Below are 26,203 nucleotides of genomic sequence, written 5' to 3' on the forward strand. Positions count from 1 at the left end.
CGAGGCCGCGTGTCGTGCGCTCCGGCGCGCGGGGCCTCCGGGGCGTGGCGCGGAAACCCCGTGGTCGGCGGGGGCGGTGACGGTGTCCGTCGGCCCGCCGCCCCGGCACCCGTGTGCCGGTCACCGGGCCGGAAGGCGACGCCTCGCCCGTGCGGGCGGGCGCGTGCGGCATGCAGGCGGGAGGCGCACCCTGGAACCAGAGGAAATCCGGAGGTGGTCCGTCATGATGCACACCGCAGTGGGATGGCACGTGGAGCTGGAGTTCATGGAGGACGACCAGCACACTCGCGCCGCCGCGATGGTCCGGCTGCCCGACGGGTCCGAGGTACGCGCCCACGGGCACGCGTCCCGGCACTACACCGACGCCAATCAGCCGCGGGTCGGGGAGGAGATCGCCGGCGCCCGGGCCCTGAACGAGCTCGCCATGCAGATGCTCGACAAGGCGCACCGCGAGATCGACGACGCGTCCGGCCGTGTCTCCCACCCGATCCACGTCTAGGGACGCGTGACGCACTCCCGCACCGCGCGGATCAGCGCCTGGGCCCTGGGGTCCGCCGTCACCGTCCTGCGGAAGCCGTTGGTGACGTAGCCGAAGGCGACGCCGGACTCCGGGTCGGCGAAGCCGAGGGAGCCGCCGCGGCCGGGATGGCCGAAGGAGCCCGGGGCCAGGAAGGGGGAGGCGGTGCCGTGCAGCATGTAGCCGAGCCCGAAGCGGGTGCCCACCACCAGGACCCGGTCGGGGCCCGCGGACTCCTCGGCGCGGGCGCGCTCCACCGTGGCCGGGGCGAGCAGGCGCACGCCGTCGACCGGGCCGACGAGCGACGCGTAGAAGCGGGCCAGCCCGTCCGCCGTCGCGATGCCGTTCGCGGCGGGCAGGGCGGCCGCGTGGAACGCCGGGTCGTTCTGGTCCGGGGACGGTGCGATCGCGGCGAAGGCGCGGCGGGTGAGGGAGGCCGGGTCGGCGTAGGCGGCGGTGACCGACCGTCTGGGCCGGGCGCGCAGCGCCCCTGACGGCTCGGGCGCCTCGATCCTGCCGACCCGGCCGACGCGGTGCGCCTCGGCGGCCGGGAGACCGATCCACAGGTCCAGGCCCAGCGGGGCGGCGATCTCGGTCGCTGTCCAGTCGCCGGCGCCCCGGCCCGTCACCCGGCGCACCAGCTCGTCCACCAGCCAGCCGTACGTCAGCGCGTGGTAGCCGTGGTCCGTGCCCGGCTCCCACACCGGGGCCTGCGCGGCGACCGCCACGGCGGCGCGCCGCGGGTCGGCCGCCTCGGCGAAGCCCAGCGGACGGTCCAGCACCGGCAGTCCCGCCCGGTGCCCGAGGACGTGCCGGACCAGCACGCCCTCCTTGCCGTGCGCCTTGAACTCCGGCCAGTACCGGCCGACCGGCGCGTCCAGGTCCAGCAGCCCGCGCTCGTGCAGCATCAGCAGCGCGGCGGCCGCGACGCCCTTGGTGGCCGACCGGACGACCTGGGCGGTGTCCCGCTGCCAGGGTCCGTCGCCGTCGACGTCCTTGGTCCCGGCCCACAGGTCCACGACCCGGCGCCCGTCCCGGTACACGGCGAGCGCCGCCCCCCGCTCCCCGAGCCGCTCGAAGTTCCGGGCGAACGCCTCCCGGACCGGTTCGTACCCGTCGGCCACCGTGCCGTGCACGTCGACGTCCACGTCCTGTGTTCCTTCCACTCGCCTGCGACAGTGGGTGCAACCGCGCCGCCGCGCCTGCGATTCCAGGGCGCGGTGCGCTCGTCACCCACGGACGGACAGCACCGGCACGCCGCTCGGAAGCGCGGATTCCGATTTGGGTGCACGATGGGACGGGGGTGGGTAGGCGGCCGGCAAGCCTGGGAAGCCTTGACGGGCGCACGACACAGCGTAAGGGGCCCACCGATGTCCGTGATCGAGCAGTACGCGCGAGTCCACATCATGACGGACGCGGCCCCCCTGCCGGAGAGTCACAGGGCCGTCCCCGTGACGCTGCGGTACGACCCCGAGGCCGACCCCCGTCACGTGCGGGTCGCCCTCCCCGGGGCGGTGCCCCGCGAGTGGGTCGTCGAACGGGACCTGCTGGAACACGGCCTCACCGCGCCCGTGGACCGCGGCGGCACACGGGTGTGGCCGTGCGGCCGGGCGCAGACGGTCGTGGAGTTCCACAGCGGCCGGGGCCACTCGGTCGTCGAGTTCGACACCAGGACCCTGTCCCGCTTCCTCCACCTCACCCGCGTGCCGGCGGCCCAGCCGGTCCCCCACTGACCGGCGGGGCGTCCCGGACCCGCACCGCCCGGCTCCCTCAGCCGCCCGCCTTCAGCAGGGCCGCCACGATCGGGCCCGCCGTGGAGCCGCCGTGGCCGGCGGACTGGACGACGGCGGCCGCCGCCAGGTCGCCGCGGTAGGCGGTGAACCAGCCGTTGGGCTTCTTCTGCCCGTCCACCTCGGCCGACCCCGTCTTGGCGCCCCGCTCACCGTCCACCCCGGCCATCGCCTCCGCGGCGGTGCCGCTGGTCGCGGTGTACGCCATCAGCTCCCGCACCTGCGCCAGCGTCCTGGCGGACAGCGTGCGCGGCGCCTTCGCCAGCCGGCGCCCGTCCACCTCCGGCGACACCAGGTACGGCTGGCGGAACACCCCCGCCTTGACCGTCGCCGACACCGACGCCATGTTCAGCGGGTTCATCCGCACTCCGCCCTGGCCTATCAGCGACGCGGCCATCGGGGCCTTCGACTGCACGGGCACCGAGCCGTCGAAGGTGGACACGCCGACCTGCCAGTCGTTCCGGCCAAGACCGTAGTAGTCCCGGGCGTGCTCGGTGAGGTCGTCGTCCTCCAGCTTCGGGGCCTGGCTGATGAAGGCGGTGTTGCAGGAGCGGGCGAAGCTCGCGCGGAACGTGCCGTCCTTGATCTGGAACTTGTCGAGGTTCTGGAACTTCCAGCCGCCGTAGCCGAAGTACTTGGGGCACGGGTGCTTCTTGTCCATGGACGCGAGGCCCTTCTCGATCAGCATCGAGGAGGTGACCACCTTCATGGTGGAGCCCGGCGCCAGCGACCCCTGGAAGGCGACGTTGAAGCCGCGCGAGGAGTTCGCCACCGCGAGTATCTCGCCGGTCGACGGCCGCAGCACCACCACCGACGCCCGCTTCCTCTTCGCCACCTCGGCCTCGGCGACCGCCTGCAGGGACGGGTTCAGCGTGGTCCTCACCGTGCCCGGCGTGCCCTCGCTCAGCTCCAGCAGGGTCGTGTCGGACAGCTCCGCCTTCTTCGACTCCTCGCCGCGCACCACGCGCAGCTCCACGCCGGCCCGACCGCCCGCCTTCTCGCCGTACTTCGCGCGCAGCCCGTCCAGCACGGACCCGAGGGACGGGTACGTCGCCGTGGTCAGCTCGCCGCCGTCGCGGTCCAGCGCCTTCACCGGCGGGGTGCCCGCCTCACCGGTGACCAGCCTGTCGCCCTCCCTGAGCTCCGGGTGCAGCACGGACGGCCGCCAGTCGACGCGCGGCTCCCCGTCCCCGGCCCGGCGCACCACGTGCAGCGTGCTGTCGTACGCCAGCGGCTTCGACGACTGCTCGTACGACACCGTGCCCTTGACGGAGAAGGTGACCGTGTCCTGGGCGGGGGCGCCCGGGGTGAGGGCGAGGTTCCGGACGCGGGCGTCCTTGACGTACGAGGTGAGCGCCGCCTTGGCGGCCGCCGGGTCGTCGGTCGCGGCGGCGGCCTCGGCGACCTGGCCGGACTGCCAGGCGGCCAGGAACCGCTCGGCGGCGGCGGTGACCTCGTCGGCCGACAGCGGCCCCGACTTCACGGTCTCCGCCTGCGTGGTGGTGTCCCCGCCGTCCTGTCCGGCGCCGCCGACGAGTGCGTACGCGCCGTAGCCGGCGCCGCCCATGACCACGGCCATCGCCGCGCCGATCACGACCGGCCTGACACTCCGCCGGTCCCCGGCGCGCCCTCTGTTCCCCACTGCTGTCCGTTCCTCCGTCGCCCCGCCCCGGCCCCCCGCGGCCCGCGTGGCTCTCGATCGAGTCAAGGCCCCGTCGGCGCTGCTGCGCCGACGACGGCCCCCACCCTAAAGTCCCGCCGGACGGGCCGTGCGCTCAGCCGCCCGCTCGTAGCACGGCTGCGACAATCGGCCCCGCCGCGTCGCCGCCGTGGCCGCCCTGCTGCGCCATGGCCGCCGCCGCGACGTCGTCGCGGAAGCCGGTGAACCAGCTGTCCGACGTGGCGTTGCCGTCGACCTCCGCGGAACCGGTCTTCGCGCCGACGTCACCGCCCAGGCCGGACATCGCCCGCTGCGCGGTGCCCTGGGCGGCGGTGAGCCGCATCATCTCCTTGAGCTGCGCGGCCGTACCCGCCGGCAGGCCCTTCGCCTGCGCGAGCTGCCGGCCGTCCAGCTCGGGGGAGACCAGGTACGGCTGGCGGAAGGCGCCGGTGACGGCGGTGGCCGTCACGGAGGCCATGGTCAGCGGGTTCATCTGCACCTGGCCCTGGCCGATGGCGTTCGCCGCCCGGTCCGGGCCGCCGACGGCCGGCACGCTGCCGTCGAAGGAGGCGATGCCGGTCTTCCAGTCGTCCCGGCCGAGCCCGAACCGCTCCTGCGCCTCCTGGGTGAGCGAGGCGTCGGTGAGCGGCTCCTCGTCGATCAGCTTGATGAAGGCGGTGTTGCAGGAGCGCAGGAAGCTGTCGGCGAGGGTGGCGCCCTCGTTCGGCGCCATGCCGGTGAGGTTCTTGAAGGTCTGGCTCTTCCAGACCGCGGTGTCCGTGCAGGGCGCGGGGCCGTTCATGGAGGTCACGCCGTTGTCGATGAGCATCGCGGCGGTGATGATCTTCATGGTGGAGCCGGGGGCGACCTGGCCCTGGAAGGCCGCGTTGAAGCCGTCGTCGCGGTGGTTGGCCACGGCCAGCACCTCGCCGGTGCTGGGCTTCAGCGCCACCACCGACGACTCGGGGTACGCCCGCACCGCCTTCTCGGCGGCCGCCTGCACCCCGGCGCTGAGCGTGGTGCGCAGCGTGCCCGGCTCGCCCGCGGCGAGGGTGAGCAGCGGGGTGTCCGCCTCGTCGGTCGCGTGCCGGATCGACAGCTCGACGGCCGGGCTGCCGCCCGCCTCGTCGCCGTACTTCTGCCGCAGGGTGTCCAGGACCGGTCCGAGGGAGGGGTACTTCTCCTTCGTCAGCACGGTGCCGTCGCGGTCCACCGCCTCGATGGGCGGCTGCGCGGACTCGCCGGTGACGAGGGTGTCGCCGTCCCTCAGGTCCGGGTGGACGACGGACGGCGCCCAGTCGACCAGCGCGCGGCCGGTGGTCTCGCCGCGCACGACGGTCAGCGCGCTGGTGTAGCGCAGGGGCTCGGAGACGCCGTCGAAGGAGACGGTCGCCTTCACCGTGAACGGCACGGTGGTGCCGCGCGGGGCGCCCGGCGTGATGTCGACCCGGCCGATCCGCGCCTCCTCGCCGTACGCGGTCAGCAGCGCGCCGGCGTCCTGCGCGTCGTTCGTGTACGACGCGGCCTCGGCGGCCCGCCCCGTCTCCCAGGCGCCGAAGAACGCCTCGGTCGTCTCACGCACCTCGTCCCGGTCCGGAGGCCCCGACTTCGGCGTGTCCGACACGGCGGAACCGCCGCCCCCGCCGCCGACGGCCGAGACGATGTTGTACGCCCCGTACCCGGCCCCGCCGACCATCACGGCGAACACGCCGCCTATGACGGCGACCTTGACCCCCCTGCCCATCGGCCGATCCCTCCCCCCGGCCGGGCCCCGCATCTCCTGAACGCGTTCAAAAGCCCCGGCACGTGCCGAACTCTATGCGCTGCCCGCACCCGACGGGGCCTGAGTTCTGGATCGTTGTCCCAAAGAGACCCGTGCCGGGCGGCCTCCGCCGCACCCCGCGACGAGTGGGCCACTGTTGTCCCCGGGGCGAGCGGGGCGGGCGGAACGGCGGCCACCGTATGGCGCATGGACGGGGGAGCGACGACCCGTACGCGGCCGTGCACGTGGTGCGGTACGCCGGTGCCGCAGCCGCGAGGCCGGTGGCGCAGGCCGGGCGGTACTGGGGCAAGCGGCACCGCCGCTGGAACCGCTCCTGGAACGCCGTCCTGCGGGTGCTCGGCGTCTGGCGACCGCTCCCTCAGGGCGTCCGGCCCGCTACACCCACGTGTCCAGCCACATCCGCGACCGCCAGTCGTCGATCGGGATGGGCGTGCCCGTGTAGATCGGCCAGAAGTAGATGAAGTTCCAGAGGATCAGGAGGGTCACCACGCCCGCCGCCGTCGCGCCCGCCACGCGGCGGGTGTCGGTGGAGCGGGGCGGGCCGACGACCGCGCCCAGGAGCATCGCCACCGCCAGGCACAGGAACGGCAGGAAGACGACCGCGTAGAAGTAGAAGATCGTGCGTTCCTGGTACAGGAACCAGGGGGCGTAGCCGGCGGCGATGCCGCAGGCGATCGCGCCCGCGCGCCAGTCGCGGCGGAAGAACCAGCGCCACAGCACGTACACCAGGGCGAGGCAGCCCACCCACCACAGCATCGGCGTGCCGAGGGCCAGGACCTCCTGCGCGCACTTCTCGCCCGCGTCCGCCGGGCAGCCGTCCACGCCCGGCGCGGGCGACTCGTAGAAGTACGACACCGGCCGGCCGGCGACGATCCAGCTCCACGGGTTGGACTCGTACGTGTGCGGCGAGGAGAGGCCGACGTGGAAGTCGTACACCTGGGTCTCGTAGTGCCACAGGCTGCGCCACCAGTCGGGGAACAGCCACGACCAGTCGCTCCGCCGGCCGTCGCGGGTGGCCCAGTCGCGGTAGTAGCCGCCGCTGCCGTCGGTGGCGGAGAGGATCCAGCCGGTCCAGGACGCGAAGTACGTGACCACCGCCACCGGCACCGTCGACAGGAACGCCCGGCCCAGGTCCCGCCTCAGCACCGCCCGCCGGGGCCGGACCGCGCCCGCGACCCGGCGCGCGCCGACGTCCCACAGCACGGACATCACGCAGAACGCGGCCATGATGTACAGGCCGTTCCACTTGGTGCCGATCGCCAGGCCCAGCATCAGGCCCGCCGCCAGCCGCCAGGGGCGGAAACCGATCCGGGTGCTCTCGGCGGCCTCCACGTCCGGGCGGGCGCGCCCGTCCGCGTCCACCGGCAGCGCGGCGGCCAGCTTCGCGCGGGCCCTGTCCCGGTCGATCAGCAGGCAGCCGAAGGCGGCCAGCACGAAGAACATCAGCACGCCGTCGAGCAGCGCGGTGCGGCTCATCACGAAGTGCAGCCCGTCCACCGCCATCAGCGCGCCCGCGAGGCAGCCGAGGAACGTGGAGCGGAACAGCCGCCGCCCGATCCGGCACAGCATCAGCACCGACAGCGTGCCGAGCAGCGCCGTCATGAACCGCCAGCCGAACGGGTCGAAGCCGAACAGCAGCTCGCCCAGTCCGATGACGTACTTGCCGACCGGCGGATGGACCACGTACGCCGCGTCCGTGGGGATCGGGACGTCGCCGCCCGAGTCCAGGACGAGCCGGTTGACCTCCTTGTCCCAGTTGACCTCGAACCCGCGGTGGACGAGCGCCCACGCGTCCTTCGCGTAGTACGTCTCGTCGAATATCACCGCCTTGGGGCTGCCCAGGTTCCAGAACCGCAGCACCCCCGCCACCAGCGTCACCAGCAGCGGGCCTCCCCACTCCGACCAGCGGACGAGACGGCCGGCCGGCACCGGGGGCACGCCGAGCGTCTTCCACAGCCGGCCCGACGGCCCGGTGTACGGCGGGACCAGGCGGTCGCGGACGTCCCCTCCGGCGGCGGACGTCCGGTGGCCGAAACGCCGCAGCCGGTGCTGCCACGTCTGCCGCTGGTCGAGCGGCGGCTGCTCCTGGCGGGTGTCCGTGGAGGACGCGGTACTGGTCACCGCGCCATCGTAGGGAAAGGCGCTGTGCGAGTCCCGCGCATGGGCGGTATGCCCCGCCTCCGTCCGCTCCTGGGAGGATGACCCCGTGACCGGAACCCTCGTACTCGCAGGCACCCCCATCGGCGACATCTCCGACGCGCCGCCCCGGCTCGCCGAGGAACTCGCCGGAGCCGACGTCGTCGCCGCCGAGGACACGCGGCGGCTGCGCCGGCTGACCCAGGCGCTCGGCGTCACCCCCAAGGGGCGGGTGGTGTCGTACTTCGAGGGCAACGAGACCGCCCGCACGCCCGAACTGGTCGAGGAACTGGCGGGCGGCGCGCGGGTGCTGCTCGTCACCGACGCCGGCATGCCGTCCGTGTCCGACCCCGGCTACCGGCTGGTCGCCGCGGCCGTCGAACGGGACGTCCGGGTCACCGCGGTGCCGGGACCGTCCGCCGTGCTCACCGCGCTCGCCCTGTCCGGGCTGCCCGTCGACCGGTTCTGCTTCGAGGGGTTCCTGCCCCGCAAGGCGGGGGAGCGGCTGGGCCGGCTGCGGGAGGTCGCGGACGAACGCCGCACCCTCGTCTACTTCGAGGCCCCGCACCGCCTCGACGACACCCTCGCCGCGATGGCCGAGGTGTTCGGCGCCGAGCGCCGCGCCGCCGTCTGCCGCGAGCTGACGAAGACGTACGAGGAGGTCCGGCGCGGCCCGCTGGCCGAGCTGGCCGCGTGGGCGGCCGAGGGCGTGCGCGGGGAGATCACCGTGGTCGTCGAGGGCGCACCCGAGAAGGGCCCCGAGGAGACCGACGACGCCGAGCTGGTGCGCCGGGTGCGGGTGCGCGAGGAGGCGGGCGAGCGGCGCAAGGAGGCCATCGCGGCGGTCGCGGCGGAGGCCGGGCTGCCGAAGCGGCAGGTGTTCGACGCGGTGGTGGCGGCCAAGAACGCGGGGGAGCTGCCGTAGGGCAGGGGGCGGTCAGGAACGCGGGGGAGCTGCCGTAGGGCAGGGGGCGGTCAGGAACGCGGGGGAGTGCCGTAGGGCAGGGGGCGGCCAGGAACGCGGGGGAGCTGCCGTAGGGACCGTAGGGCAGAGGGCTGCCGTAGGAGCCGGGGCTTCCGCGGGAGGGGTGCGCGCGCCGCTTCCGTAGGATCGGGAGCATGCCTGCCAACGACCCCGGCAAGAACGCCGCGCCGCCGCTCCCGGAACCCCTGCGGGTGCCGGTCGCGGACTCCCACACGCACCTCGACATGCAGTCCGGCACGGTCGAGGAGGCCCTCGCCAAGGCCGCGTCGGTGGGGGTGACGACCGTGGTGCAGGTCGGCTGCGACCTCAAGGGGTCCCGGTGGGCGGCCGAGACGGCGGCGGCGTACGACGCCGTGCACGCGACGGTCGCGCTGCACCCCAACGAGGCGCCCCGCATCGTGCTCGGCGACCCCGAGGGAGGGCGGTCGCGGCAGGGCGCCCGCGAGCCGGGCGGGGACGCGGCGCTGGACGACGCGCTCGCCGAGATCGACCGGCTGGCCGCGCTGCCGCAGGTCAAGGGCGTCGGCGAGACCGGCCTCGACCACTTCCGCACCGGCGAGGAGGGCAGGCAGGCGCAGGAGCGGTCCTTCCGCGCCCACATCGAGATCGCCAAGCGGCACGGCAAGACGCTGGTCATCCACGACCGCGACGCCCACGCGGACGTGCTGCGCGTGCTGAAGGAGGAGGGCGCCCCCGAGCGCACCGTCTTCCACTGCTACTCCGGGGACGCGGAGATGGCGGAGATCTGCGCCCGCGCCGGCTACTACATGTCGTTCGCCGGCAACGTCACCTTCAAGAACGCGCAGAACCTGCGGGACGCGCTGGCCGTCGCCCCGCTGGAGCTGGTGCTGGTGGAGACCGACGCGCCGTTCCTCACCCCGGCGCCCTACCGCGGGCGGCCCAACGCCCCCTACCTGGTGCCGGTCACCGTGCGTGCCATGGCCGCCGTGCGCGGCATCGACGAGGACACCCTGGCCACCGCGCTCGGCGCCAACACCGCCCGCGCCTTCGGCTGCTGAGGGCCCGGCCGTGCGCCACGCTCCGTAGCCGTGCCGCTCGGGAGGGCGACCGGCGCTCGGCCGGGTTCCGGGAGCCCCCTCGGGGGTTCCCGGCGGCCGGCCCCGGAGCGTGCCGGCGTGAGCACCACCCCGCGGTTCGGGACGTGCCGGAGGACGTGCCCGGCGCACGCCGTGCGCGGCGGGATCCACGAGCGGAGACCGTGCCCGCCCCGTCCCGCCCCGTTCCGCCGCGCGCCCGCCCGACCGCCGTCCCGGCGGTGGCCGCGCCGCGGGGAGCGGCTGCGCGGACGACGGCACCCGCGGTGACCGGGGCGGACCCGGCCGCCCCGTACCCTTGTCCCGTGACCAGCCCCACCCCCGACGCCCTCCTGGGCCCCGCCGACGTCCGTGAACTGGCGGCCGCCCTCGGCGTACGGCCCACCAAGCAGCGCGGCCAGAACTTCGTCATCGACGCCAACACGGTCCGCCGTATCGTGCGTACCGCCGAGGTCCGCCCCGACGACGTGGTCGTCGAGGTCGGCCCCGGGCTCGGCTCGCTCACGCTGGCGCTGCTGGAGGCCGCCGACCGGGTCACCGCGGTGGAGATCGACGACGTGCTGGCCGGTGCGTTGCCCGCCACCGTCGCCGCCCGCATGCCGGAGCGCGCCGGCCGGTTCGCGCTGGTCCACTCCGACGCCATGCACGTCACCGAGCTGCCCGGTCCGGCCCCGACCGCGCTGGTCGCGAACCTCCCCTACAACGTCGCCGTCCCGGTGCTGCTGCACATGCTCGAGACCTTCCCGAGCATCGAGCGCACCCTGGTGATGGTCCAGGCCGAGGTCGCCGACCGGCTCGCCGCCGCCCCCGGCTCGAAGGTGTACGGCGTCCCCTCGGTCAAGGCCAACTGGTACGCCGAGGTGAAGCGGGCCGGGGCCATCGGCCGCACCGTCTTCTGGCCCGCGCCGAACGTCGACAGCGGCCTGGTGTCGCTGGTGCGGCGCGCGGAGCCGCTGAAGACCACCGCGACCCGGCGCGAGGTGTTCGCCGTCGTCGACGCGGCCTTCGCCCAGCGCCGCAAGACGCTGCGCGCCGCCCTCGCCGGATGGGCGGGCTCGGCGGCCGCCGCCGAGGCCGCGCTGGTCGCGGCGGGCGTCTCGCCGCAGGCGCGGGGGGAGTCGCTGACCGTCGAGGAGTTCGCCCGTATCGCCGAGCACGGGCCGCGGCACGCGCCGGATCACGCGCCGCGGCACGCGTCCGACAAGGAGCCCGGTCAGCAGTGAGCGTCACCGTCCGCGTCCCCGCCAAGGTCAACGTCCAGCTCGCGGTCGGCGCGGCCCGCCCCGACGGCTTCCACGAGCTGGCCAACGTCTTCCTCGCGGTCGGCCTGTACGACGAGGTGACCGCCACCCCGTCGCCGGACGGGCTGCGGATCACCTGCGACGGACCCGACGCCGCCCAGGTCCCCCTCGACCGCACCAACCTCGCCGCCCGCGCCGCCCTGGCCCTCGCCGAGCGGTACGGCCGGACGCCGGACGTCCATCTGCACATCGCCAAGGACATCCCCGTCGCGGGCGGCATGGCCGGCGGCAGCGCGGACGGCGCGGGCGCCCTGCTCGCCTGCGACGCGCTGTGGGGCACCGGCGCGAGCCGCGGGGAACTGCTCGACATCTGCGCCGAGCTGGGCAGCGACGTGCCGTTCAGCCTGGTCGGCGGGGCGGCGCTCGGCACCGGGCGGGGCGAGAAGCTGACCGGACTGGAGGTCGGGGGCGTCTTCCACTGGGTGTTCGCCATGGCCACCCGGGGACTGTCCACGCCGGCGGTCTTCCGCGCGTTCGACCGGCTCGGCGAGGGGCGCGACATCCCGGAGCCGGTCGCGTCCCGGCCGCTGCTCGACGCCCTCGCCGAGGGCGATCCGGACGCCCTCGCCGCCACCGTCACCAACGACCTCCAGCCGGCCGCCCTGTCCCTGTTCCCGGAACTGTCGGACACCCTCGCGGCAGGCCGCGAGGCAGGCGCCCTCGCCGCCCTGGTCTCCGGCTCGGGTCCGACGACGGCCTTCCTCGCCCGCGACGAGGAGGAGGCGGGGGTGATCGCCGAGGCGCTGGAGTCCTCGGCCGCTTGCCGTACGGTGCGCACGGCGACCGGGCCGGTGCCGGGGGCGACGGTTCTCTGAGGCGTCAGGAGCGCTGGTCGACCGCGGTCAGTTCGATGTCGACGGGGGAGGGCTTGTCGACCTTGATCCGGTCGCTCTGCCGGCCCATGTGCACGTACGACATCGTCGCGAGGTCGAGCTCGTAGACGTGGACGACGGGCCGGCCGGTGATCCCGTCCTGCTCGACGCGCCAGAAATTCGGAATCCCGGCGACGGCGTACTTGTGCGGCTTGTACATGCGGTCGCGGGCTTCCGAGTCGGGGGAGACGACCTCCACGGCGAGCAGCACGTCCTTGGCGTGGAAGCACGTCTGGTCCAGTCCGGTGACCGCGTCGGCCCGTACCACGCTGACATCCGGTTCGGGACCGTTGCGCCGGTCGAGGACGACCGTCATCTCCCGCTCCACACTGAACTCCGGGCCCAGACAGGTGCGCAGTCCCTGGACCAGGAGATCGATCACCAGGAAATGGAATCTGCGCTGCGGACTCACGAAAACCAGACTCCCGTCGATCAGCTCGGTGTGCGGCGGGAGATCAGGCAGGGTGAACAGGTCGTCCACGGTGTAGCCGTCCGGGGGCGGCACCGGCCAGCGGCGGTGCTCTGCGGGCTCGGCGGTCATGAGTCCTCCCATGGACGGGATCCTGCTGCCTGCCCACCACGGTAGTCGCCCGATTCCGATCACGTCATCACAAAGGGTGACCATCTCCTCGCGTCACGGCCGCCCTCCGGCAGGGCCTACGCTGGAAAGCTGATCGATCCACCGGGCAGGAGAGAAATGGCCGTCAATCTGGTCAATGTCGAGAACGTCAGCAAGGTGTACGGCACGCGTGCGCTGCTGGACGGGATCTCCCTCGGCGTCTCCGAGGGCGACCGGATCGGGGTCGTGGGGCGCAACGGGGACGGCAAGACCACGCTGATCCGCATGCTGGCCCGGCTCGAGGAGGCGGACAGCGGGCGCGTCACGCACTCCGGCGGGCTGCGGCTCGGCGTGCTCACGCAGCACGACTCGCTCGACCCCGGGGCCACCGTCCGGCACGAGGTCATCGGCGACATGGCCGACCACGAGTGGGCCGGGAACGCCAAGGTCCGCGACGTGCTCACCGGACTGTTCGGCGGGCTCGACCTGCCCGGCTTCCCCAAGGGGCTCGACACCGTCATCGGGCCGCTGTCCGGTGGCGAGCGGCGCCGGATCGCGCTCGCCAAGCTGCTCATCGAGGAGCAGGACCTGATCGTCCTCGACGAGCCGACCAACCACCTCGACGTCGAGGGCATCGCCTGGCTCGCCGAGCACCTGCGCGACCGCCGTTCCGCGCTCGTCTGCGTCACCCACGACCGGTGGTTCCTCGACCAGGTCTGCACCCGCATGTGGGACGTGCAGCGCGGCACCGTCCACGAGTACGAGGGCGGCTACTCCGACTACGTCTTCGCCCGTGCCGAGCGCGAGCGCATCGCCGCCACCGAGGAGGCCAAGCGGCAGAACCTGGTCCGCAAGGAGCTGGCCTGGCTGCGGCGCGGCGCCCCCGCCCGCACCTCCAAGCCGCGCTTCCGCGTCGAGGCCGCCAACGAGCTGATCAAGGACGTGCCGCCGCCGCGTGACAGCAGCGAGCTGATGAAGTTCGCCTCCTCCCGGCTGGGCAAGACGGTGTTCGACCTGGAGGACGTGACCGTCCAGGCCGGACCGAAGGTGCTGCTGAAGCACGTGACCTGGCAGCTCGGCCCCGGCGACCGCATCGGCCTGGTCGGCGTCAACGGCGCCGGCAAGACGTCCCTGCTGCGGGCGCTCGCCGAGGCCGCCCGCAGCGAGGGCGAGACACAGCCCGCCGAGGGGCGGATCCGCGTCGGCAGGACGGTCAAGCTGGCCTACCTGTCGCAGGAGGTCGCCGAACTCGACCCCGAGTGGCGGGTGCTGCAGGCCGTGCAGCAGGTGCGGGAGCGCGTCGACCTCGGCAAGGGCCGCGAGATGACCGCCGGCCAGCTCTGCGAGACCTTCGGCTTCAACAAGGAGAAGCAGTGGACGCCCGTCGGGGACCTGTCCGGCGGTGAGCGCCGCCGCCTCCAGCTGCTGCGGCTGCTGATGGACGAGCCCAACGTGCTCTTCCTCGACGAGCCCACCAACGACCTCGACATCGAGACCCTGACCCAGCTCGAGGACCTCCTCGACGGCTGGCCCGGCTCCATGATCGTCATCTCCCACGACCGGTTCTTCGTCGAGCGCACCACCGACCGCGTCTTCGCCCTGCTCGGCGACGGCACCCTGCGGATGCTGCCGCGCGGCGTCGACGAGTACCTGGAGCGCCGCAAGCGCATGGAGGAGGCCGCCGCCTCCGCCCCGTCCGCCGCTCCGGCCCGGAGCGCGGCGCCCGAGAAGAGCGCCGCCGACCAGCGCGCCGCGAAGAAGGAACTCCAGCGGATCGAGCGCCAGCTGGACAAGATCTCGGCCAGGGAGGCCACCCTCCACGCCGCCATCGCCGAGAACGCCACGGACTTCGCGAAGGTGGCCGAACTGGACGCCGAGCTGCGGGACCTGGCCGGCCAGCGCGACGAACTGGAGCTGCGCTGGCTGGAACTCGCCGAGGACGCCTGACCGGTGTGAAAGCCGCGTCACGCGCCCGCGCGCGGGGAGCGCGCGCCGCGTGAAGAGGGCGTGGAGGCACGTAACGGACGCATCACAGGCCGGTCCTCCCTTGGGAACAGGGGAGGACGCGGCCCGGTGGCGTGTCGGTGCCGGGTGATAGAAAGAGCCGTCTGGTAAGTGACCGACGACGACTCTGGGTCATCACGTACCTCAGGGCGTGGCTAAAAATCAGTGAGCAAGGGGGAACGCGCTGATGACTCAGCCGCCCAGCCAGCCGCCTCAGGGCGGCTTCGGACCGCCGCAGGATCCGCCGCCGGGCGGTGGCTTCGGACCGCCGCAGACCCCGCCGCCCCCGCAGGACCGGCCGTCCGGCGCCCCGCAGCCCGGGTACGGCCACCCGCAGCAGCCTCCGCAGCAGCCCGGCCCCTACGCCTCCGGGCCGTACGGCCCGCCCGGCCGGTACGGACAGCCGCAGCAGCCGGGCCCGTACGGCCGGCAGCCCGGGTACGGCTACCCGCAGCAGCCCCAGTTCCCCGGCGCGCCCGGCACCCCGCCCGGCGGCGGCTCCCGCAACCCGTTCAAGGGCAAGCCGCTGCTCGTCGCCGCCGCCGCGGTGGCGGTCGCGCTGATCGTCGGCGGCACGGTGTGGGCCGTCTCCGGCGACGACGGGAAGAGGAAGGAGCCGGTCGCCCAGAAGACCGACGACCCCGAGCCGGGCGAGCCCAGCGGCGCCCCGGTCAACCCGGGCGACGGCAGCGGCGACGGCGGCGAGGACCCCCAGGACCTCAACGAGGGCCGTCAGGCGGGCGAGTCCAAGGTGCTCTGGTACAAGGAGGCGCCCGACGCCCCCGGTTCCGGCGCCGAGGCCCCCGGCCTGTGGGTCACCGGCAGGACCGCGGTCAAGGCGGCCTACAAGGACCTCTACGGGTACGACGTCACCGACGGCACGCCCGCCTGGGACACCCTCACCTTCCCGCACAAGATCTGCGCGGTCACCCCGCAGAAGACGGCCGACGACAAGATCGTCGTCGCGCACATGAGCAGCGGCGGCGACCGCGCCAAGTGCAACCAGCTCCAGCTCGTCGACCTCGCCACCGGCGAGAAGGGCTGGACCCAGGAGGTCGCCGACGGCGACCTGTTCGACACCGTGGTGTCCATCGAGATGTCCCTCACCGGCAACACGCTGATGGTGGGCCGCTCCCAGTCCGGCACGGCGTACGACGTGCGCTCCGGCAAGAAGCTGTTCGACTCCAAGCGGTACGGCGACGCCCCCTGCTTCCCGGCCGCGTTCGCGGGCGGCGAGCGACTGATCCAGGTCGCGTCCTGCGGCGCCGGCGGCGCCAACGCCCACGACGAGGTCCGCGAGCTCGACCCCGCCACCGGCAAGGCCAAGTGGACCTACCGGTACGCCAAGGGCTGGAGGGTCGAGCGCGCCTTCTCCGTCGACCCGCTGGTCGTCTACGCCACCAGGCAGGAGGAGGGCAGCGACAAGAAGTCGTGGAACATCGCCGCCTTCACCGCCGCCGGCAAGCTGCGCTCGCAGGTCTCCGTCGACGAGAAGTTCGACCCCGGCTGCGGCTGGGCCATCCTCGCGCGTGACCTCCAGGGCTGCGACGGCGTCGTCGTCGCGGGCGACACCCTCTACCTGCCGACCGCCGCGACCACCGGGGCCAACGAACTGGTCGCCATCAGCCTCGCCGACGGCAAGGAACTGTGGCGCGAGTCCTCCCCCGTGGAGGAGCCGATGGTCCCGGTGAAGGTGGAGAACGGCAAGCTGATCGCGTACGTCGAGCCGTCCTACGACGCCGGCGGCCGCATCGTCGCCCTGCCGGTCAGCGGCGCGAGCCACGAGCCGGCCGTGCTGATGCAGAACCCGCAGGCGGTCGCCGACATCGAGAACGGCTTCTTCAGCAAGGCGATCGACTGGGTCGACGGCCGCTTCTACCTGTCGACCACCCGGCTGACCGGCAATGACGACGCGAAGGAGAAGTTGATGCTCGCCTACGGCAAGTGAGGCCGTGAGCGCCGCCCACGTCACTTCCCCGCCGTCCGCCGTCCCCTTCCCCGAGGTACCCACGTCATGACCCAGCCGCCCCCGCCGCCCAACCAGCCCCCGCAGCAGCCGGGGTTCGGGCCGCCGCAGGGACCGTCGGAGCCGCAGCAGCCGCCGCAGCAGCCGACGCCCCCGGCGCCCGCCACGCCGCCCGCTCCGCAGGCGCCTTCCGGGCAGCCGCCGCAGCAGCCGCCCGCGCAGCCGCCTGCCGGGCCTGATCTGACCAAGGCGCCCCAGCCGGGCTACGGCTACCCGCAGGCGCCGGGGACGCCGCCGCCCGCCGCCCCGCCGACGCCTCCGCAGGGGCCCGGCTACGGCTACCCGCAGCAGCCGCCGCCCGCCGGTTACGGCTACCCCGCCCAGCAGCCCGGCCCGTACGGTCAGCCCGGCCCGTACGGCCCGCCCGGGCCCTACGGCCAGCCGCAGCAGCCGGGACCGTACGGGCAGCAGTCCCCGTACGTCCACGCGCAGCCGACCGTGCCGATGCAGGCGCAGGCCGGACAGCAGGGCGGCGGGCGCAAGATCAACGCTCAGGTGGCCATCATCGTGTCGGCCGTCGTGGCGATCGCCCTGATCGTCGGCGCCGGCGTCTGGTACTCGTCCTCGTCCGGCAAGGACGACGACAGGCGGACCACCGCCGAGGGCGGCGACGGCAAGGGCGAGAAGGGCGACGGCAAGGGCGACGGCGGTTCCGGCGACGGGGGCACCACCTCCGGCGAGGCCGAGGAGAAGGCGCCGGCCGACACGGGCTCCAAGGTGCTGTTCCAGGTGCCCGCGCCCCAGGTGCCCAAGGGCGTCTCGAGCGTCCCCACCTCCGGTTCCTGGCTGACCGACACCGTCTACGCCAAGAGCGGGCTGTCGGAGATCACCGGCTACGACCGCAAGACCGGCACCAAGAAGTGGACGCTGGACCTGCCCGGCCCGGTGTGCGCGGCGACCCCGCACCTCACCGAGGACGACAGGACGGCGATCGTCCACAAGCCGGCCATGCCGACCAAGCAGGACCCCAAGTCCTGCACGCAGGTCGCGCTGATCGACCTCGAGGCCGGCAAGACGGTGTGGACGAAGACCGCCAAGTCCGGCACCATGCCGGTCAGCTTCAACAACGTGACGCTCAGCGGCGGCACCGTCGCGGCCGGCAGCACCAGCGGCGGCGCCGCCTGGGACACCGCCACCGGCCAGGAGCGGTGGGCGCCGAAGACGTCCGACGCCTGCTACGACTCCGGGTACGGCGGCGGCGCCAAGCTGGTCGCGGTCCGCCGGTGCGGCACGTACGACGAGCGCCAGCTGCACATCCAGGTCGTCGACCCCGCGTCGGGCGACGTCACCACCGAGTACACGATGGACAAGGGCATCGAGTACGCGGCCGTCGTCTCCACCGACCCGCTGGTCGTGGCCGCCGACGTCGGCGACAGCGCCGGTGACGGCAGCGGCATCTCCGACTTCTTCTCCGTCGACAACAGGACCGGCAAGCTGCGCGCCCGCATCTCCGCGCCGGGCGACGAGTTCGCCGCCCGCTGCGACGGCATCTACAAGCTGGAGAACTGCTCGGGCGTCACGGTCGGCAACGACCGGCTGTACATCGCGACCGAGGAGCACGACAGCGGCGGCGAGTCGTACAGCCAGACCAACGAGATCGTGGCCTTCGACCTGTCCACCGGCAAGCAGACCGGTCAGCGCGCCGACGCCGGCGACGACTACGAGATCTACCCGCTGCGCATGGACGGCCCCAACGTGATCGCGTACAAGCGGCCGCCGTACGACAAGGGCGGGCAGATCGTCAGCATCGACGGCGGCTCCTTCAAGGAGACGCTCCTCATGGAGAACCCGTCGACGGAGGCGGTGCGCGACGTGGAGTCCCGCATGTCCCCGGACTACGCGGAGATCCTCTACGGGCAGGGAGGGCTGTACATGTCCTCCGTGTACGCGAGCGACTTCACGAGCCGCGACAAGGAGTACTCGGTGATCGCCTTCGGTACGGGCTGATCGGTTCCGGCTGATCCCCTTCCGGGCCGACACGGCCCCGGACACGGCCACGACCACGGCCCCGCCCCTGTTCAGGGGCGGGGCCGTTCGCGTACCGCTCGTCACGCGTACCGCTCCCCGCACGCTCTTCGCCATCGAACACGGGAATTTCGGTGGTACCGGGCGATTCTCGCCGGTAGGGGGAGCGCGACGTCGAACAAGCGTGTAGCTTCCGGGGGCATCCGGGGGTGTGTTGTCTGGGGGGATGGTTGTCCGATGGGAGTGCGGCTGATGGTGGTCGACGACCACCGACTGCTCGCCGAGGCGCTGGCGTCGGCGCTGAAGCTGCGAGGGCACAGGGTGCTGGCCGCGGCGGCGCCCGCGGCGGGGGCCGCGGACCTGGTGATCAGCAGGGCGCCGGAGGTCTGTCTGCTGGGGACGGCGGCGCCGGCCGAGGCCGGGACGTTCGATCCGGTGGTGAAGATCAAGCGGGAGCGGCCGCAGGTGGCGGTCGTGGTGCTGGGGCCGGTGCCGTCGCCGCGGGGGATCGCGGCGGCGTTCGCGGCGGGGGCGTCGGGGTACGTCCGGCACGACGAGCGGATCGAGGGCGTCGAGCGGGCGATGCTGAAGGCGCGGGCGGGGGAGGCGGCGGTGGCGCCGGCGCTGTTGCAGGGGGCGTTCGGGGAGCTGCTGAACCCGGCGGCTCAGCCGGATGACGAGGGGGCCCGGTTGTTGCAGATGCTGACGCCGAGGGAGGTGGAGGTGCTGGTGCGGGTCGCGGAGGGGGAGGACACGCGGCTGATCGCGGCGGGGATGGGGATCGCGCCGTCCACGGCGCGGACGCATGTGCAGCGGGTGCTGATGAAACTGGGCGTGGGCTCGAGGCTGGAAGCGGCGGCGCTGGCCGCTCGCACGGGGCTCCTCGAGCGTGCGTCGTCACGGCCGTGAGGGGGCGCTGACGGTTGCGGGGCAGCGTCCCGCCCGGTGGGGGGCCGAGGTCCGGCGCCCGCGGCGCAGGGGCGCGGTCCGGCGGGGGCGGGCACAGCGTCCACGGCCGGCGGGTGGAGCGGGGCCGTGACGGGGCGGTCGTCCTCGGCCTGGCGCGAGAGTGCGTGCTGGTCAGGCGCGGGGCGCGGACGTGCCGGCCGCTGCGGGCGCCCGCCCCCACCCCGTTCCCTCCCCGCCGTGCGCGGCTGCACCCCGCCCACACCGGGTGGTGCAGAGGCCCACGGGGCGTGCGCCCCCGTAGGTCGAGGGCGCACACCCCGTGTGGAAACGGGAGGGTGGGTCAGGGGGCGGACGTGTCCTGGTCGTCCGGGACCGTGTCCGGGGGCGGCGGCGCCGTGGGACGGAGCCAGAGCCACAGGAGGAACAGGAGGCCGAGGATCAGCATCCCCAGTCCCGTCCAGAGGTTGATGTTGACCCCCTCCGCCTTGTCGATGTCGGCGTCCGACGCGGTGAACCCGGCGATCATCACGATCACCCCGTACACCACGAACAACCCACCGATGATCCGCCGGATGTCGAACAACCGGGCGGCCGTCGCGGACTTGGTCTCCAGCTCGGTGATCTCCTTCTGGAGATCGGCCTCGGAGTAGTGGTCGGACATGCTCTCTCAATCCTCCCGCGGTCAGAACGAGAACGGGATGTAGCAGGCGGCAGCCAGGATCACCGCGCCCCAGCCCAGCAGCGCCGGCTTGCGGTACCACGCGTCGTCGCCCTCCGCGGGCGGCTCCGCCATGCCGGGCGAGCGGGTGCCGTACACCAGGCCCTGCAGCTCGGCCTGCGGCTTGGGCGCCGTGAACAGCGACACCGCGACCATGACCACCGCGCCCGCCACGAAGCCCGCGATCGCGGAGACGAAGTTGGCGCCCTGGTCGGTGGGGATGTCGATGATGCCCTGCTCGTAGATGACGAAGTAGTTGACCATCGCGGCGGTGGTGCCGGCGAGCAGGCCCCAGAAGCCGGACTTCATGGACGCGCGCTTCCAGAACATGCCGATGATGAAGACGACGAACATCGGCACGTTGAAGAAGGAGAACAGCGTCTGGAGGTAGGCCATGATGTTGGAGAAGGAGCTGGCCAGGAACGCCGTGCCGATCGAGGCCAGGACGCCGATCGCGGTGATCAGGCGGCCGAAGCGGACGTAGTACGCGTCCTCGCGGCCCTTCACCACGTACTTCGCCCAGATGTCGGCGGTGAAGACGGTGTTGAAGGAGGAGACGTTCGCCGCCATGCCCGCCATGAACGCGGCCAGCAGACCGGTCACGGCGATGCCGAGCACGCCGTTGGGCAGGAGCTGCTGCATCAGGTAGGGGATCGCGTCGTTGTACTGCAGGTCCGAGCCGGCGGTGCCGATCCGGGGGACCAGCACGGCGGCGACCAGACCGGGGATCATCACCAGGAAGACGATGAAGATCTTCGGGAACGCGGCGATCAGCGGGGTGCGCTGGGCCGCCGAGAGGTTCTTCGCGGACAGCGCGCGCTGCACCTCGGCGAAGTTGGTCGTCCAGTAGCCGAAGGAGAGGACGAAACCGAGGCCGAGGACGATGGTCAGCCAGTTGGCGCCGAGCGGGTTGTCGCTGCCGATGCCGGTGCCGCCCCAGGAGGTCATGAAGTCCGCGCCGCGTGACTGCGTGAGGGAGTCGGACAGGCCGTCCCAGCCGCCGACGCTCCTCAGGCCGAGCACGGTGATCGGGATGAGCGCGGCGAGGATGACGAAGAACTGCAGGACCTCGTTGTAGATGGCCGAGGAGAGGCCGCCGAGGGTGATGTAGGCGAGGACGAAGAAGCCGGCGACGACGATGGACACCCACTGGGGCCAGCCCAGCAGGGCCTCGACGACGATGGCGAGCGCGTAGAGGTTCACCCCGGCGATCAGGATGGCGGCGGCCGCGAAGAGGACCGCGCTGAGCAGGTGGGCCGCCTTGTCGAAGCGCAGCAGCAGGAACTCGGGGACCGAGCGGACCTTGCTGCCGTAGTAGAAGGGCATCATCACCAGGCCCAGGAAGACCATGGCGGGGATGGCGCCGATCCAGTACCAGTGCGTGGTGTAGACGCCGTACTGCGCGCTGTTCGCGGCCATGCCGAGGATCTCGGTGGCGCCCAGGTTGGCGGCGATGAACGCGAGCCCGGTGATCCAGGCGGGCAGGGACCGGCCGGAGAGGAAGAAGTCCAGGCTGGTCCTGACCGAGCGGCGGGCGGCGAAGCCGATGCCCAGCACGACGACGAAGTAGATCCCGAGGATCGTGTAGTCCAGCCAGTTGGTGGGGAGCCGAAGCTCCGCGGCCAGGTATGTGGGGGTATGCATACGCACTCGCTTCGTTCGCGAACTGATCCGACGCGGAAGATACGCCTCCGTGTTCAATGACTGAACACGTTCCTGCACGTTCTTTGTTTGATCGTGATGAGACCGCTTGCTGGTGGGTTGTGATGTGTTATGTTTGATTGTGTTGGGTGATTGGCGGGTGCGGAGGAGTGCCACAGTGAAGAAGACCTCGACCCGGCTGGCCGACGGGCGTGAGCTCATCTACTACGACCTCGCCGACGACACCGTGCGCGACGCGGTCGACCGCCGTCCGCTGGACGCCACCGCGACCACGTCCGAGATCCGCCGTGACGAGCTGCTGGGCGACTGCGTCGCCATCGCCTCGCACCGGCAGGGCCGTACGTATCACCCGCCGGCCGACGAGTGCCCGCTGTGCCCGTCGGAGGGCGACCGGCTGAGCGAGATCCCCGACTCGTCGTACGACGTGGTGGTCTTCGAGAACCGCTTCCCCTCGCTCGCCGGCGACTCCGGCCGCTGCGAGGTCGTGTGCTTCACCTCCGACCACCACGCCTCCTTCGCCGGTCTGAGCGAACGGCAGGCGCGACTGGTGCTGGACGCCTGGACGGACCGCACGGCCGAGCTGTCGCATCTGCCCTCCGTTGAACAGGTGTTCTGCTTCGAGAACCGGGGGGCCGAGATCGGGGTCACCCTCCAGCACCCGCACGGGCAGATCTACGCCTACCCCTTCACCACCCCCCGCACCGCCCTGATGCTGCGCCAAGTGGCGGCACACAAGGAGGCGACCGGCGGAGAGAACCTGTTCGACGCCGTGGTCGAGCGGGAACGCGCCGGCGAGCGTGTCGTCCTTGAGGGTGAACACTGGGTGGCGTTCGTGCCGTACGCGGCGCACTGGCCGTACGAGGTCCACCTGTACCCCAGGCGCAGGGTGCCCGACCTGCTGGGACTGGGTGAGGCGGCGCGCGCGGAGTTCCCCCGGATGTACCTGGAACTGCTGAGGCGCTTCGACCGGATCTTCGGGGAGAACGAGCCGCCCACGCCGTACATCGCCGCCTGGCACCAGGCGCCGTTCGGCCCGCCGGCGGAGTCCGCCGGCGTCACGCGCGACGACTTCGCCCTGCACCTGGAGCTTTTCACCATCCGCCGTACGCCCGGCAAGCTGAAGTTCCTCGCGGGCTCCGAGTCCGGCATGAACGTGTTCATCAATGACGTGCCGCCGGAGCGCGCGGCCGAGCGACTGCGGGAGGTAGCGAGTTCATGAGCGGGAAGTACCTGGTCACCGGGGGCGCCGGTTACGTCGGCAGCGTCGTCGCCCAGCATCTGGTCGAGGCCGGTCACGAGGTCGTCGTGCTCGACAACCTCTCCACCGGCTTCCGCGAGGGCGTCCCCGCGGACGCCGCCTTCATCGAGGGCGACATCCGCGACGCCGCCAAGTGGCTGGACCCCTCCTACGACGGCGTGCTGCACTTCGCCGCCTTCTCCCAGGTCGGCGAGTCCGTGCAGAAGCCCGAGAAGTACTGGGACAACAACGTCGGCGGCACCATGGCGCTGCTCGGCGCGATGCGCGAGGCCGGCGTGCGCCGCCTGGTGTTCTCCTCCACGGCCGCCACGTACGGCGAGCCCGAGCAGGTCCCGATCCTGGAGACCGCCCCCACCCGTCCCACCAGCCCCTACGGCGCCTCCAAGCTCGCCGTCGACCACATGATCACCGGCGAGGCGCAGGCCCACGGACTCGGCGCGGTCTCCCTGCGCTACTTCAACGTCGCCGGCGCCTACGGCGCCTACGGCGAGCGCCACGACCCCGAGTCGCACCTCATCCCCCTGGTGCTCCAGGTCGCCCAGGGCCGGCGCGAGGCGATCTCCGTCTACGGCGACGACTACCCGACGCCCGACGGCACCTGCGTCCGCGACTACATCCACGTTGCCGACCTGGCCGAGGCCCACCTGCTCGCGCTGGAGGCGGCCACGCCCGGCGAGCACCTGGTGTGCAACCTCGGCAACGGCAACGGCTTCTCCGTCCGCGAGGTCATCGAGACCGTCCGCAAGGTCACCGGGCACCCGATCCCCGAGGTCGTCGCACCCCGCCGGGGCGGCGACCCCGCGGTCCTGGTGGCGTCCGCCGCCACGGCCCGCGAGAAGCTCGGCTGGAACCCGTCACGCGCGGACCTCGAGGGGATCGTCGCGGACGCGTGGCAGTTCGCGCAGCGGCGCGGCGACCAGAAGGCAACGAAGGGTCAGGGGTCCAGGGCATGAGCGAATCCAGCGCGGCCGCCGCGGAAGCCGTCGCCGAACGGTTCGAGAAGCTGTACGGGAGCGCGCCCGACGGGGTGTGGGAGGCCCCCGGCCGCGTCAACCTCATCGGCGAGCACACCGACTACAACGACGGCTTCGTCATGCCGTTCGCCCTGCCGCACACCGCGGTCGCGGCGGTCTCCCGGCGCGACGACGGCGTGCTGCGCCTGCACTCCGCCGACATCGGCGGCTCCGTCGTGGAGCTCGCCGTCGACGGCCTCACCCCCGAGTCCGACAAGCGCTGGACCGCCTACCCGGCGGGCGTGGTGTGGGCGCTGCGCGAGGCGGGGCACGCCGTCACCGGCGCGGACGTCCACCTGGCCTCCACCGTCCCGGCGGGCGCCGGCCTGTCCTCCTCGGCCGCCCTGGAGGTCGTCGTCGCCCTGGCGCTGAACGACCTCTTCGGCCTCGGCCTGCGCGGCTGGCAGCTCGCCCGCCTCTCGCAGCGCGCGGAGAACGTCTACGTCGGCGCGCCCGTCGGCATCATGGACCAGACGGCGTCCGCCTGCTGCGAGGCGGGCCACGCGCTGTTCCTCGACACCCGCGACCTGTCCCAGCGGCAGATCCCCTTCGACCTGGCCGCCGAGGGCATGCGCCTGCTGGTCGTCGACACGCAGGTCAAGCACAGTCACAGCGAGGGCGAGTACGGCAAGCGCCGCGAGGGCTGCGAGAAGGGCGCCGCCCTCCTCGGCGTCGACGCCCTGCGGGACGTGCCCTTCGACGACCTGGACGCGGCGCTGGAACGGCTCGGCGACGAGGAGGAGGTCCGCCGCCTGGTCCGCCACGTGGTGACCGAGGACCACCGCGTCGAGCAGGTCGTCTCCCTCCTGGAGTCCGGCGACACCCGCGCCATCGGCCCCCTCCTGATCGAGGGGCACGCCTCCCTGCGCGACGACTTCCGCGTCTCCTGCCCCGAACTCGACCTGGCCGTCGACACGGCGGTCGCCGCCGGCGCCCTGGGCGCCCGCATGACGGGCGGCGGCTTCGGCGGCTCGGCGATCGTCCTGGCGGAGGAGGCGGACGTCCCGGCCCTCACGAAGGCGGTGGAGGAAGCCTTCGCCGCGGCGGACTACAAGACGCCCCGCGTCTTCGAGGCGGTGCCTTCGGCGGGGGCACGGCGGGTGCGGTAGGCGCCGCGCTCGCGTCGGATGCCCCGCCCACGGCCGTCGCCGGGCGGGGCGTTCCCCCGCCCGGCCGCTCTGGACGGTCGTTCAGGACTCCGAGCGCAGCCCCGGCGCACTGTGCTGCGCGAGCCCGGCGGCCTGCTCACCAAGCTCACCCTTCCCGGTGATGACCTCACCACTGGGCGCGCTGCCCGCCGTCACGTACGGGACACCGCCCGGTCCTGGGGACGGCCGGCGGAGGCTGGGGACGACCTGGAGCCGGCCACCACGTCCGTGACGGTCAGCGTGACCGACGAGGGCGGGGGAGGCGCGGCCGTGGTGCCCGAGGCGCCGGGCGCGGAACAGGAGCACGGACGAGGTGTGACGTCCAGGGGTGGGTCAGGGCGAACCGCCCCGCGTGAAGCCACCCTTGACGCTCACCCCAACCGCTTCGTCAGCGTGTACTCCGTGATCCCCGGCGGGTAGTCCGGGATCACGCACACCACCTCGTAGCCCTGCTTCTTGTAGAAGCCCGGGGCCTGGAAGTCCCAGGTCTCCACGCGGGAGTGCGCGCAGGCGCGTTCGGCGGCGGCCAGGCGTTCCGCCTCGGTGAGGAGGGCGGAGCCGAGGCCCGCGCCGCGGTGGGGGGCGTCGACCCACAGGTAGGTCACGTGCAGCCAGGCCGTCCAGGTGTGGCCGACCAGGCCGCCCGCGAGTTCGCCGTTCGCGTCCAACGCCCACACATGCAAAGGGGATTGCCGCTCGGCAGGGGTGCCGCGCAGGGCGCGCAGGACGGGGGAGGCCGCCGTGTTGGTGTCCCGGAGCCGCTTGTGGAGCAGATCGCGTCGGGCTTTGTCGACTTCTGTCTCAAGACGAAACATGCGGCACACCATAAACGTGCAAGGCCG

General features: G+C 73.0%; 21 protein-coding genes. 13 read left to right on the top strand and 8 right to left on the bottom strand.

What is annotated here, in order from left to right; all coding sequences use genetic code 11:
• Nucleotides 1-223 precede the first annotated feature (223 nt).
• Nucleotides 224-499, top strand: coding sequence for a DUF1876 domain-containing protein (locus ACIQ8B_RS09380; protein WP_106413814.1), 276 nt, complete (start codon nt 224-226; stop codon nt 497-499).
• Here the strand turns inward: ACIQ8B_RS09380 and ACIQ8B_RS09385 are convergent.
• Nucleotides 496-1,665, bottom strand: a complete 1,170-nt coding sequence (locus ACIQ8B_RS09385) for a serine hydrolase domain-containing protein (RefSeq protein WP_290001158.1) — start codon at nt 1,663-1,665, stop codon at nt 496-498. The genes ACIQ8B_RS09380 and ACIQ8B_RS09385 overlap by 4 nt on opposite strands.
• A 222-nt stretch (nt 1,666-1,887) precedes the next feature.
• Between ACIQ8B_RS09385 and ACIQ8B_RS09390 the strand changes: the two genes are divergently transcribed.
• Nucleotides 1,888-2,250, top strand: a complete 363-nt coding sequence (locus tag ACIQ8B_RS09390) for an SsgA family sporulation/cell division regulator (RefSeq protein ID WP_403546322.1) — start codon at nt 1,888-1,890, stop codon at nt 2,248-2,250.
• Nucleotides 2,251-2,287: 37 nt separating this feature from the next.
• Here the strand turns inward: ACIQ8B_RS09390 and ACIQ8B_RS09395 are convergent, their stop codons facing one another.
• The 3 genes from ACIQ8B_RS09395 to ACIQ8B_RS09405 all read right to left on the bottom strand — a co-directional run bounded on the left by ACIQ8B_RS09395 (nt 2,288) and on the right by ACIQ8B_RS09405 (nt 7,871).
• The gene (locus ACIQ8B_RS09395) at nt 2,288-3,949 is read right to left on the bottom strand and encodes a penicillin-binding transpeptidase domain-containing protein (protein WP_403546323.1); all 1,662 of its coding nucleotides are present in this window, start codon (nt 3,947-3,949) and stop codon (nt 2,288-2,290) included.
• Between the two features lie 133 nt (nt 3,950-4,082).
• Nucleotides 4,083-5,711 carry a penicillin-binding transpeptidase domain-containing protein gene (locus ACIQ8B_RS09400; protein WP_403546324.1) on the bottom strand — a complete coding sequence of 543 codons (1,629 nt, stop codon included), beginning with the start codon at nt 5,709-5,711 and terminating at the stop codon, nt 4,083-4,085.
• 414 nt (nt 5,712-6,125) lie between these two features.
• Complete coding sequence (locus ACIQ8B_RS09405) at nt 6,126-7,871, bottom strand: dolichyl-phosphate-mannose--protein mannosyltransferase (protein ID WP_403546325.1); 1,746 nt, start codon at nt 7,869-7,871, stop codon at nt 6,126-6,128.
• 85 nt (nt 7,872-7,956) lie between these two features.
• On the opposite strand from ACIQ8B_RS09405, the gene rsmI reads away from it, so the two are divergent.
• From rsmI to ACIQ8B_RS09425, 4 genes are all read left to right on the top strand, one after another.
• Nucleotides 7,957-8,811, top strand: a complete 855-nt coding sequence (gene rsmI / locus ACIQ8B_RS09410; RefSeq protein ID WP_106413821.1) for a 16S rRNA (cytidine(1402)-2'-O)-methyltransferase — start codon at nt 7,957-7,959, stop codon at nt 8,809-8,811.
• Between the two features lie 194 nt (nt 8,812-9,005).
• Entirely contained in the window at nt 9,006-9,890 is an 885-nt protein-coding gene (locus tag ACIQ8B_RS09415; protein WP_403546326.1) for a TatD family hydrolase, read from the top strand.
• A gap of 341 nt (nt 9,891-10,231) precedes the next feature.
• Entirely contained in the window at nt 10,232-11,149 is a 918-nt protein-coding gene (rsmA, locus tag ACIQ8B_RS09420; protein WP_366252719.1) for a 16S rRNA (adenine(1518)-N(6)/adenine(1519)-N(6))-dimethyltransferase RsmA, read from the top strand.
• Nucleotides 11,146-12,042: a 4-(cytidine 5'-diphospho)-2-C-methyl-D-erythritol kinase gene (locus tag ACIQ8B_RS09425; RefSeq protein WP_403546327.1), complete on the top strand. Its 897-nt coding sequence runs from the start codon at nt 11,146-11,148 to the stop codon at nt 12,040-12,042. The genes rsmA and ACIQ8B_RS09425 overlap by 4 nt, the downstream gene beginning before the upstream one ends.
• Before the next feature lie 4 nt (nt 12,043-12,046).
• Here ACIQ8B_RS09425 and ACIQ8B_RS09430 read toward each other — a convergent pair whose 3' ends face one another.
• On the bottom strand, nt 12,047-12,640 hold the full coding sequence (locus tag ACIQ8B_RS09430; RefSeq protein WP_290001842.1) for a Uma2 family endonuclease: 594 nt from the start codon (nt 12,638-12,640) through the stop codon (nt 12,047-12,049).
• Nucleotides 12,641-12,796: 156 nt separating this feature from the next.
• Between ACIQ8B_RS09430 and ACIQ8B_RS09435 the strand changes: the two genes are divergently transcribed.
• The 4 genes from ACIQ8B_RS09435 to ACIQ8B_RS09450 all read left to right on the top strand — a co-directional run bounded on the left by ACIQ8B_RS09435 (nt 12,797) and on the right by ACIQ8B_RS09450 (nt 19,562).
• Nucleotides 12,797-14,605: an ABC-F family ATP-binding cassette domain-containing protein gene (locus tag ACIQ8B_RS09435; RefSeq protein WP_106413826.1), complete on the top strand. Its 1,809-nt coding sequence runs from the start codon at nt 12,797-12,799 to the stop codon at nt 14,603-14,605.
• Nucleotides 14,606-14,849: 244 nt separating this feature from the next.
• Nucleotides 14,850-16,610 (top strand): PQQ-binding-like beta-propeller repeat protein, encoded by a 1,761-nt coding sequence (locus ACIQ8B_RS09440; RefSeq protein ID WP_403546328.1) that lies wholly within the window; start codon nt 14,850-14,852, stop codon nt 16,608-16,610.
• Nucleotides 16,611-16,676: 66 nt separating this feature from the next.
• The gene (locus ACIQ8B_RS09445; protein ID WP_403546329.1) at nt 16,677-18,635 is read left to right on the top strand and encodes a PQQ-binding-like beta-propeller repeat protein; all 1,959 of its coding nucleotides are present in this window, start codon (nt 16,677-16,679) and stop codon (nt 18,633-18,635) included.
• 255 nt (nt 18,636-18,890) lie between these two features.
• A complete protein-coding gene (locus ACIQ8B_RS09450; protein WP_290001132.1) occupies nt 18,891-19,562 on the top strand; it encodes a LuxR C-terminal-related transcriptional regulator in 672 nt (223 codons plus the stop codon).
• A gap of 340 nt (nt 19,563-19,902) precedes the next feature.
• Here ACIQ8B_RS09450 and ACIQ8B_RS09455 read toward each other — a convergent pair whose 3' ends face one another.
• Both ACIQ8B_RS09455 and ACIQ8B_RS09460 read right to left on the bottom strand, forming a co-directional pair.
• Nucleotides 19,903-20,223 (bottom strand): hypothetical protein, encoded by a 321-nt coding sequence (locus tag ACIQ8B_RS09455; protein ID WP_403546330.1) that lies wholly within the window; start codon nt 20,221-20,223, stop codon nt 19,903-19,905.
• Between the two features lie 21 nt (nt 20,224-20,244).
• Nucleotides 20,245-21,924 (bottom strand): sodium:solute symporter family protein, encoded by a 1,680-nt coding sequence (locus tag ACIQ8B_RS09460; RefSeq protein ID WP_403546331.1) that lies wholly within the window; start codon nt 21,922-21,924, stop codon nt 20,245-20,247.
• Between the two features lie 175 nt (nt 21,925-22,099).
• On the opposite strand from ACIQ8B_RS09460, the gene galT reads away from it, so the two are divergent.
• From galT to galK, 3 genes are read left to right on the top strand one after another with little or no spacing between them, the layout of a single operon-like run.
• The gene (gene galT, locus ACIQ8B_RS09465) at nt 22,100-23,161 is read left to right on the top strand and encodes a galactose-1-phosphate uridylyltransferase (RefSeq protein ID WP_290001123.1); all 1,062 of its coding nucleotides are present in this window, start codon (nt 22,100-22,102) and stop codon (nt 23,159-23,161) included.
• Nucleotides 23,158-24,153, top strand: coding sequence for a UDP-glucose 4-epimerase GalE (gene galE, locus ACIQ8B_RS09470; protein WP_290001120.1), 996 nt, complete (start codon nt 23,158-23,160; stop codon nt 24,151-24,153). Before galT ends, galE begins: the two co-directional genes overlap by 4 nt.
• On the top strand, nt 24,150-25,322 hold the full coding sequence (gene galK, locus ACIQ8B_RS09475) for a galactokinase (RefSeq protein WP_403546332.1): 1,173 nt from the start codon (nt 24,150-24,152) through the stop codon (nt 25,320-25,322). The genes galE and galK overlap by 4 nt, the downstream gene beginning before the upstream one ends.
• A gap of 410 nt (nt 25,323-25,732) precedes the next feature.
• On the opposite strand, the gene ACIQ8B_RS09480 is transcribed toward galK, so the two are convergent.
• Complete coding sequence (locus ACIQ8B_RS09480; protein ID WP_403546333.1) at nt 25,733-26,188, bottom strand: GNAT family N-acetyltransferase; 456 nt, start codon at nt 26,186-26,188, stop codon at nt 25,733-25,735.
• Nucleotides 26,189-26,203 lie beyond the last annotated feature (15 nt).

Source organism: Streptomyces sp. NPDC096105 (assembly GCF_044763335.1).
Lineage (GTDB): Bacteria > Actinomycetota > Actinomycetes > Streptomycetales > Streptomycetaceae > Streptomyces.

Excerpts from the sequence above, each read along its gene's own strand:
- ACIQ8B_RS09380 (WP_106413814.1), top strand. The coding sequence starts at position 224 with ATGATGCACACCGCAGTGGGATGGCACGTGGAGCTGGAGTTCATGGAG.
- ACIQ8B_RS09390 (WP_403546322.1), top strand. The coding sequence starts at position 1,888 with ATGTCCGTGATCGAGCAGTACGCGCGAGTCCACATCATGACGGACGCG.
- ACIQ8B_RS09400 (WP_403546324.1), bottom strand. The coding sequence starts at position 5,711 with ATGGGCAGGGGGGTCAAGGTCGCCGTCATAGGCGGCGTGTTCGCCGTG.
- ACIQ8B_RS09415 (WP_403546326.1), top strand. The coding sequence starts at position 9,006 with ATGCCTGCCAACGACCCCGGCAAGAACGCCGCGCCGCCGCTCCCGGAA.
- ACIQ8B_RS09430 (WP_290001842.1), bottom strand. The coding sequence starts at position 12,640 with ATGACCGCCGAGCCCGCAGAGCACCGCCGCTGGCCGGTGCCGCCCCCG.
- ACIQ8B_RS09435 (WP_106413826.1), top strand. The coding sequence starts at position 12,797 with ATGGCCGTCAATCTGGTCAATGTCGAGAACGTCAGCAAGGTGTACGGC.
- ACIQ8B_RS09440 (WP_403546328.1), top strand. The coding sequence starts at position 14,850 with ATGACTCAGCCGCCCAGCCAGCCGCCTCAGGGCGGCTTCGGACCGCCG.
- ACIQ8B_RS09445 (WP_403546329.1), top strand. The coding sequence starts at position 16,677 with ATGACCCAGCCGCCCCCGCCGCCCAACCAGCCCCCGCAGCAGCCGGGG.
- ACIQ8B_RS09450 (WP_290001132.1), top strand. The coding sequence starts at position 18,891 with ATGGGAGTGCGGCTGATGGTGGTCGACGACCACCGACTGCTCGCCGAG.
- ACIQ8B_RS09455 (WP_403546330.1), bottom strand. The coding sequence starts at position 20,223 with ATGTCCGACCACTACTCCGAGGCCGATCTCCAGAAGGAGATCACCGAG.
- ACIQ8B_RS09460 (WP_403546331.1), bottom strand. The coding sequence starts at position 21,924 with ATGCATACCCCCACATACCTGGCCGCGGAGCTTCGGCTCCCCACCAAC.
- galE (WP_290001120.1), top strand. The coding sequence starts at position 23,158 with ATGAGCGGGAAGTACCTGGTCACCGGGGGCGCCGGTTACGTCGGCAGC.
- galK (WP_403546332.1), top strand. The coding sequence starts at position 24,150 with ATGAGCGAATCCAGCGCGGCCGCCGCGGAAGCCGTCGCCGAACGGTTC.
- ACIQ8B_RS09480 (WP_403546333.1), bottom strand. The coding sequence starts at position 26,188 with ATGGTGTGCCGCATGTTTCGTCTTGAGACAGAAGTCGACAAAGCCCGA.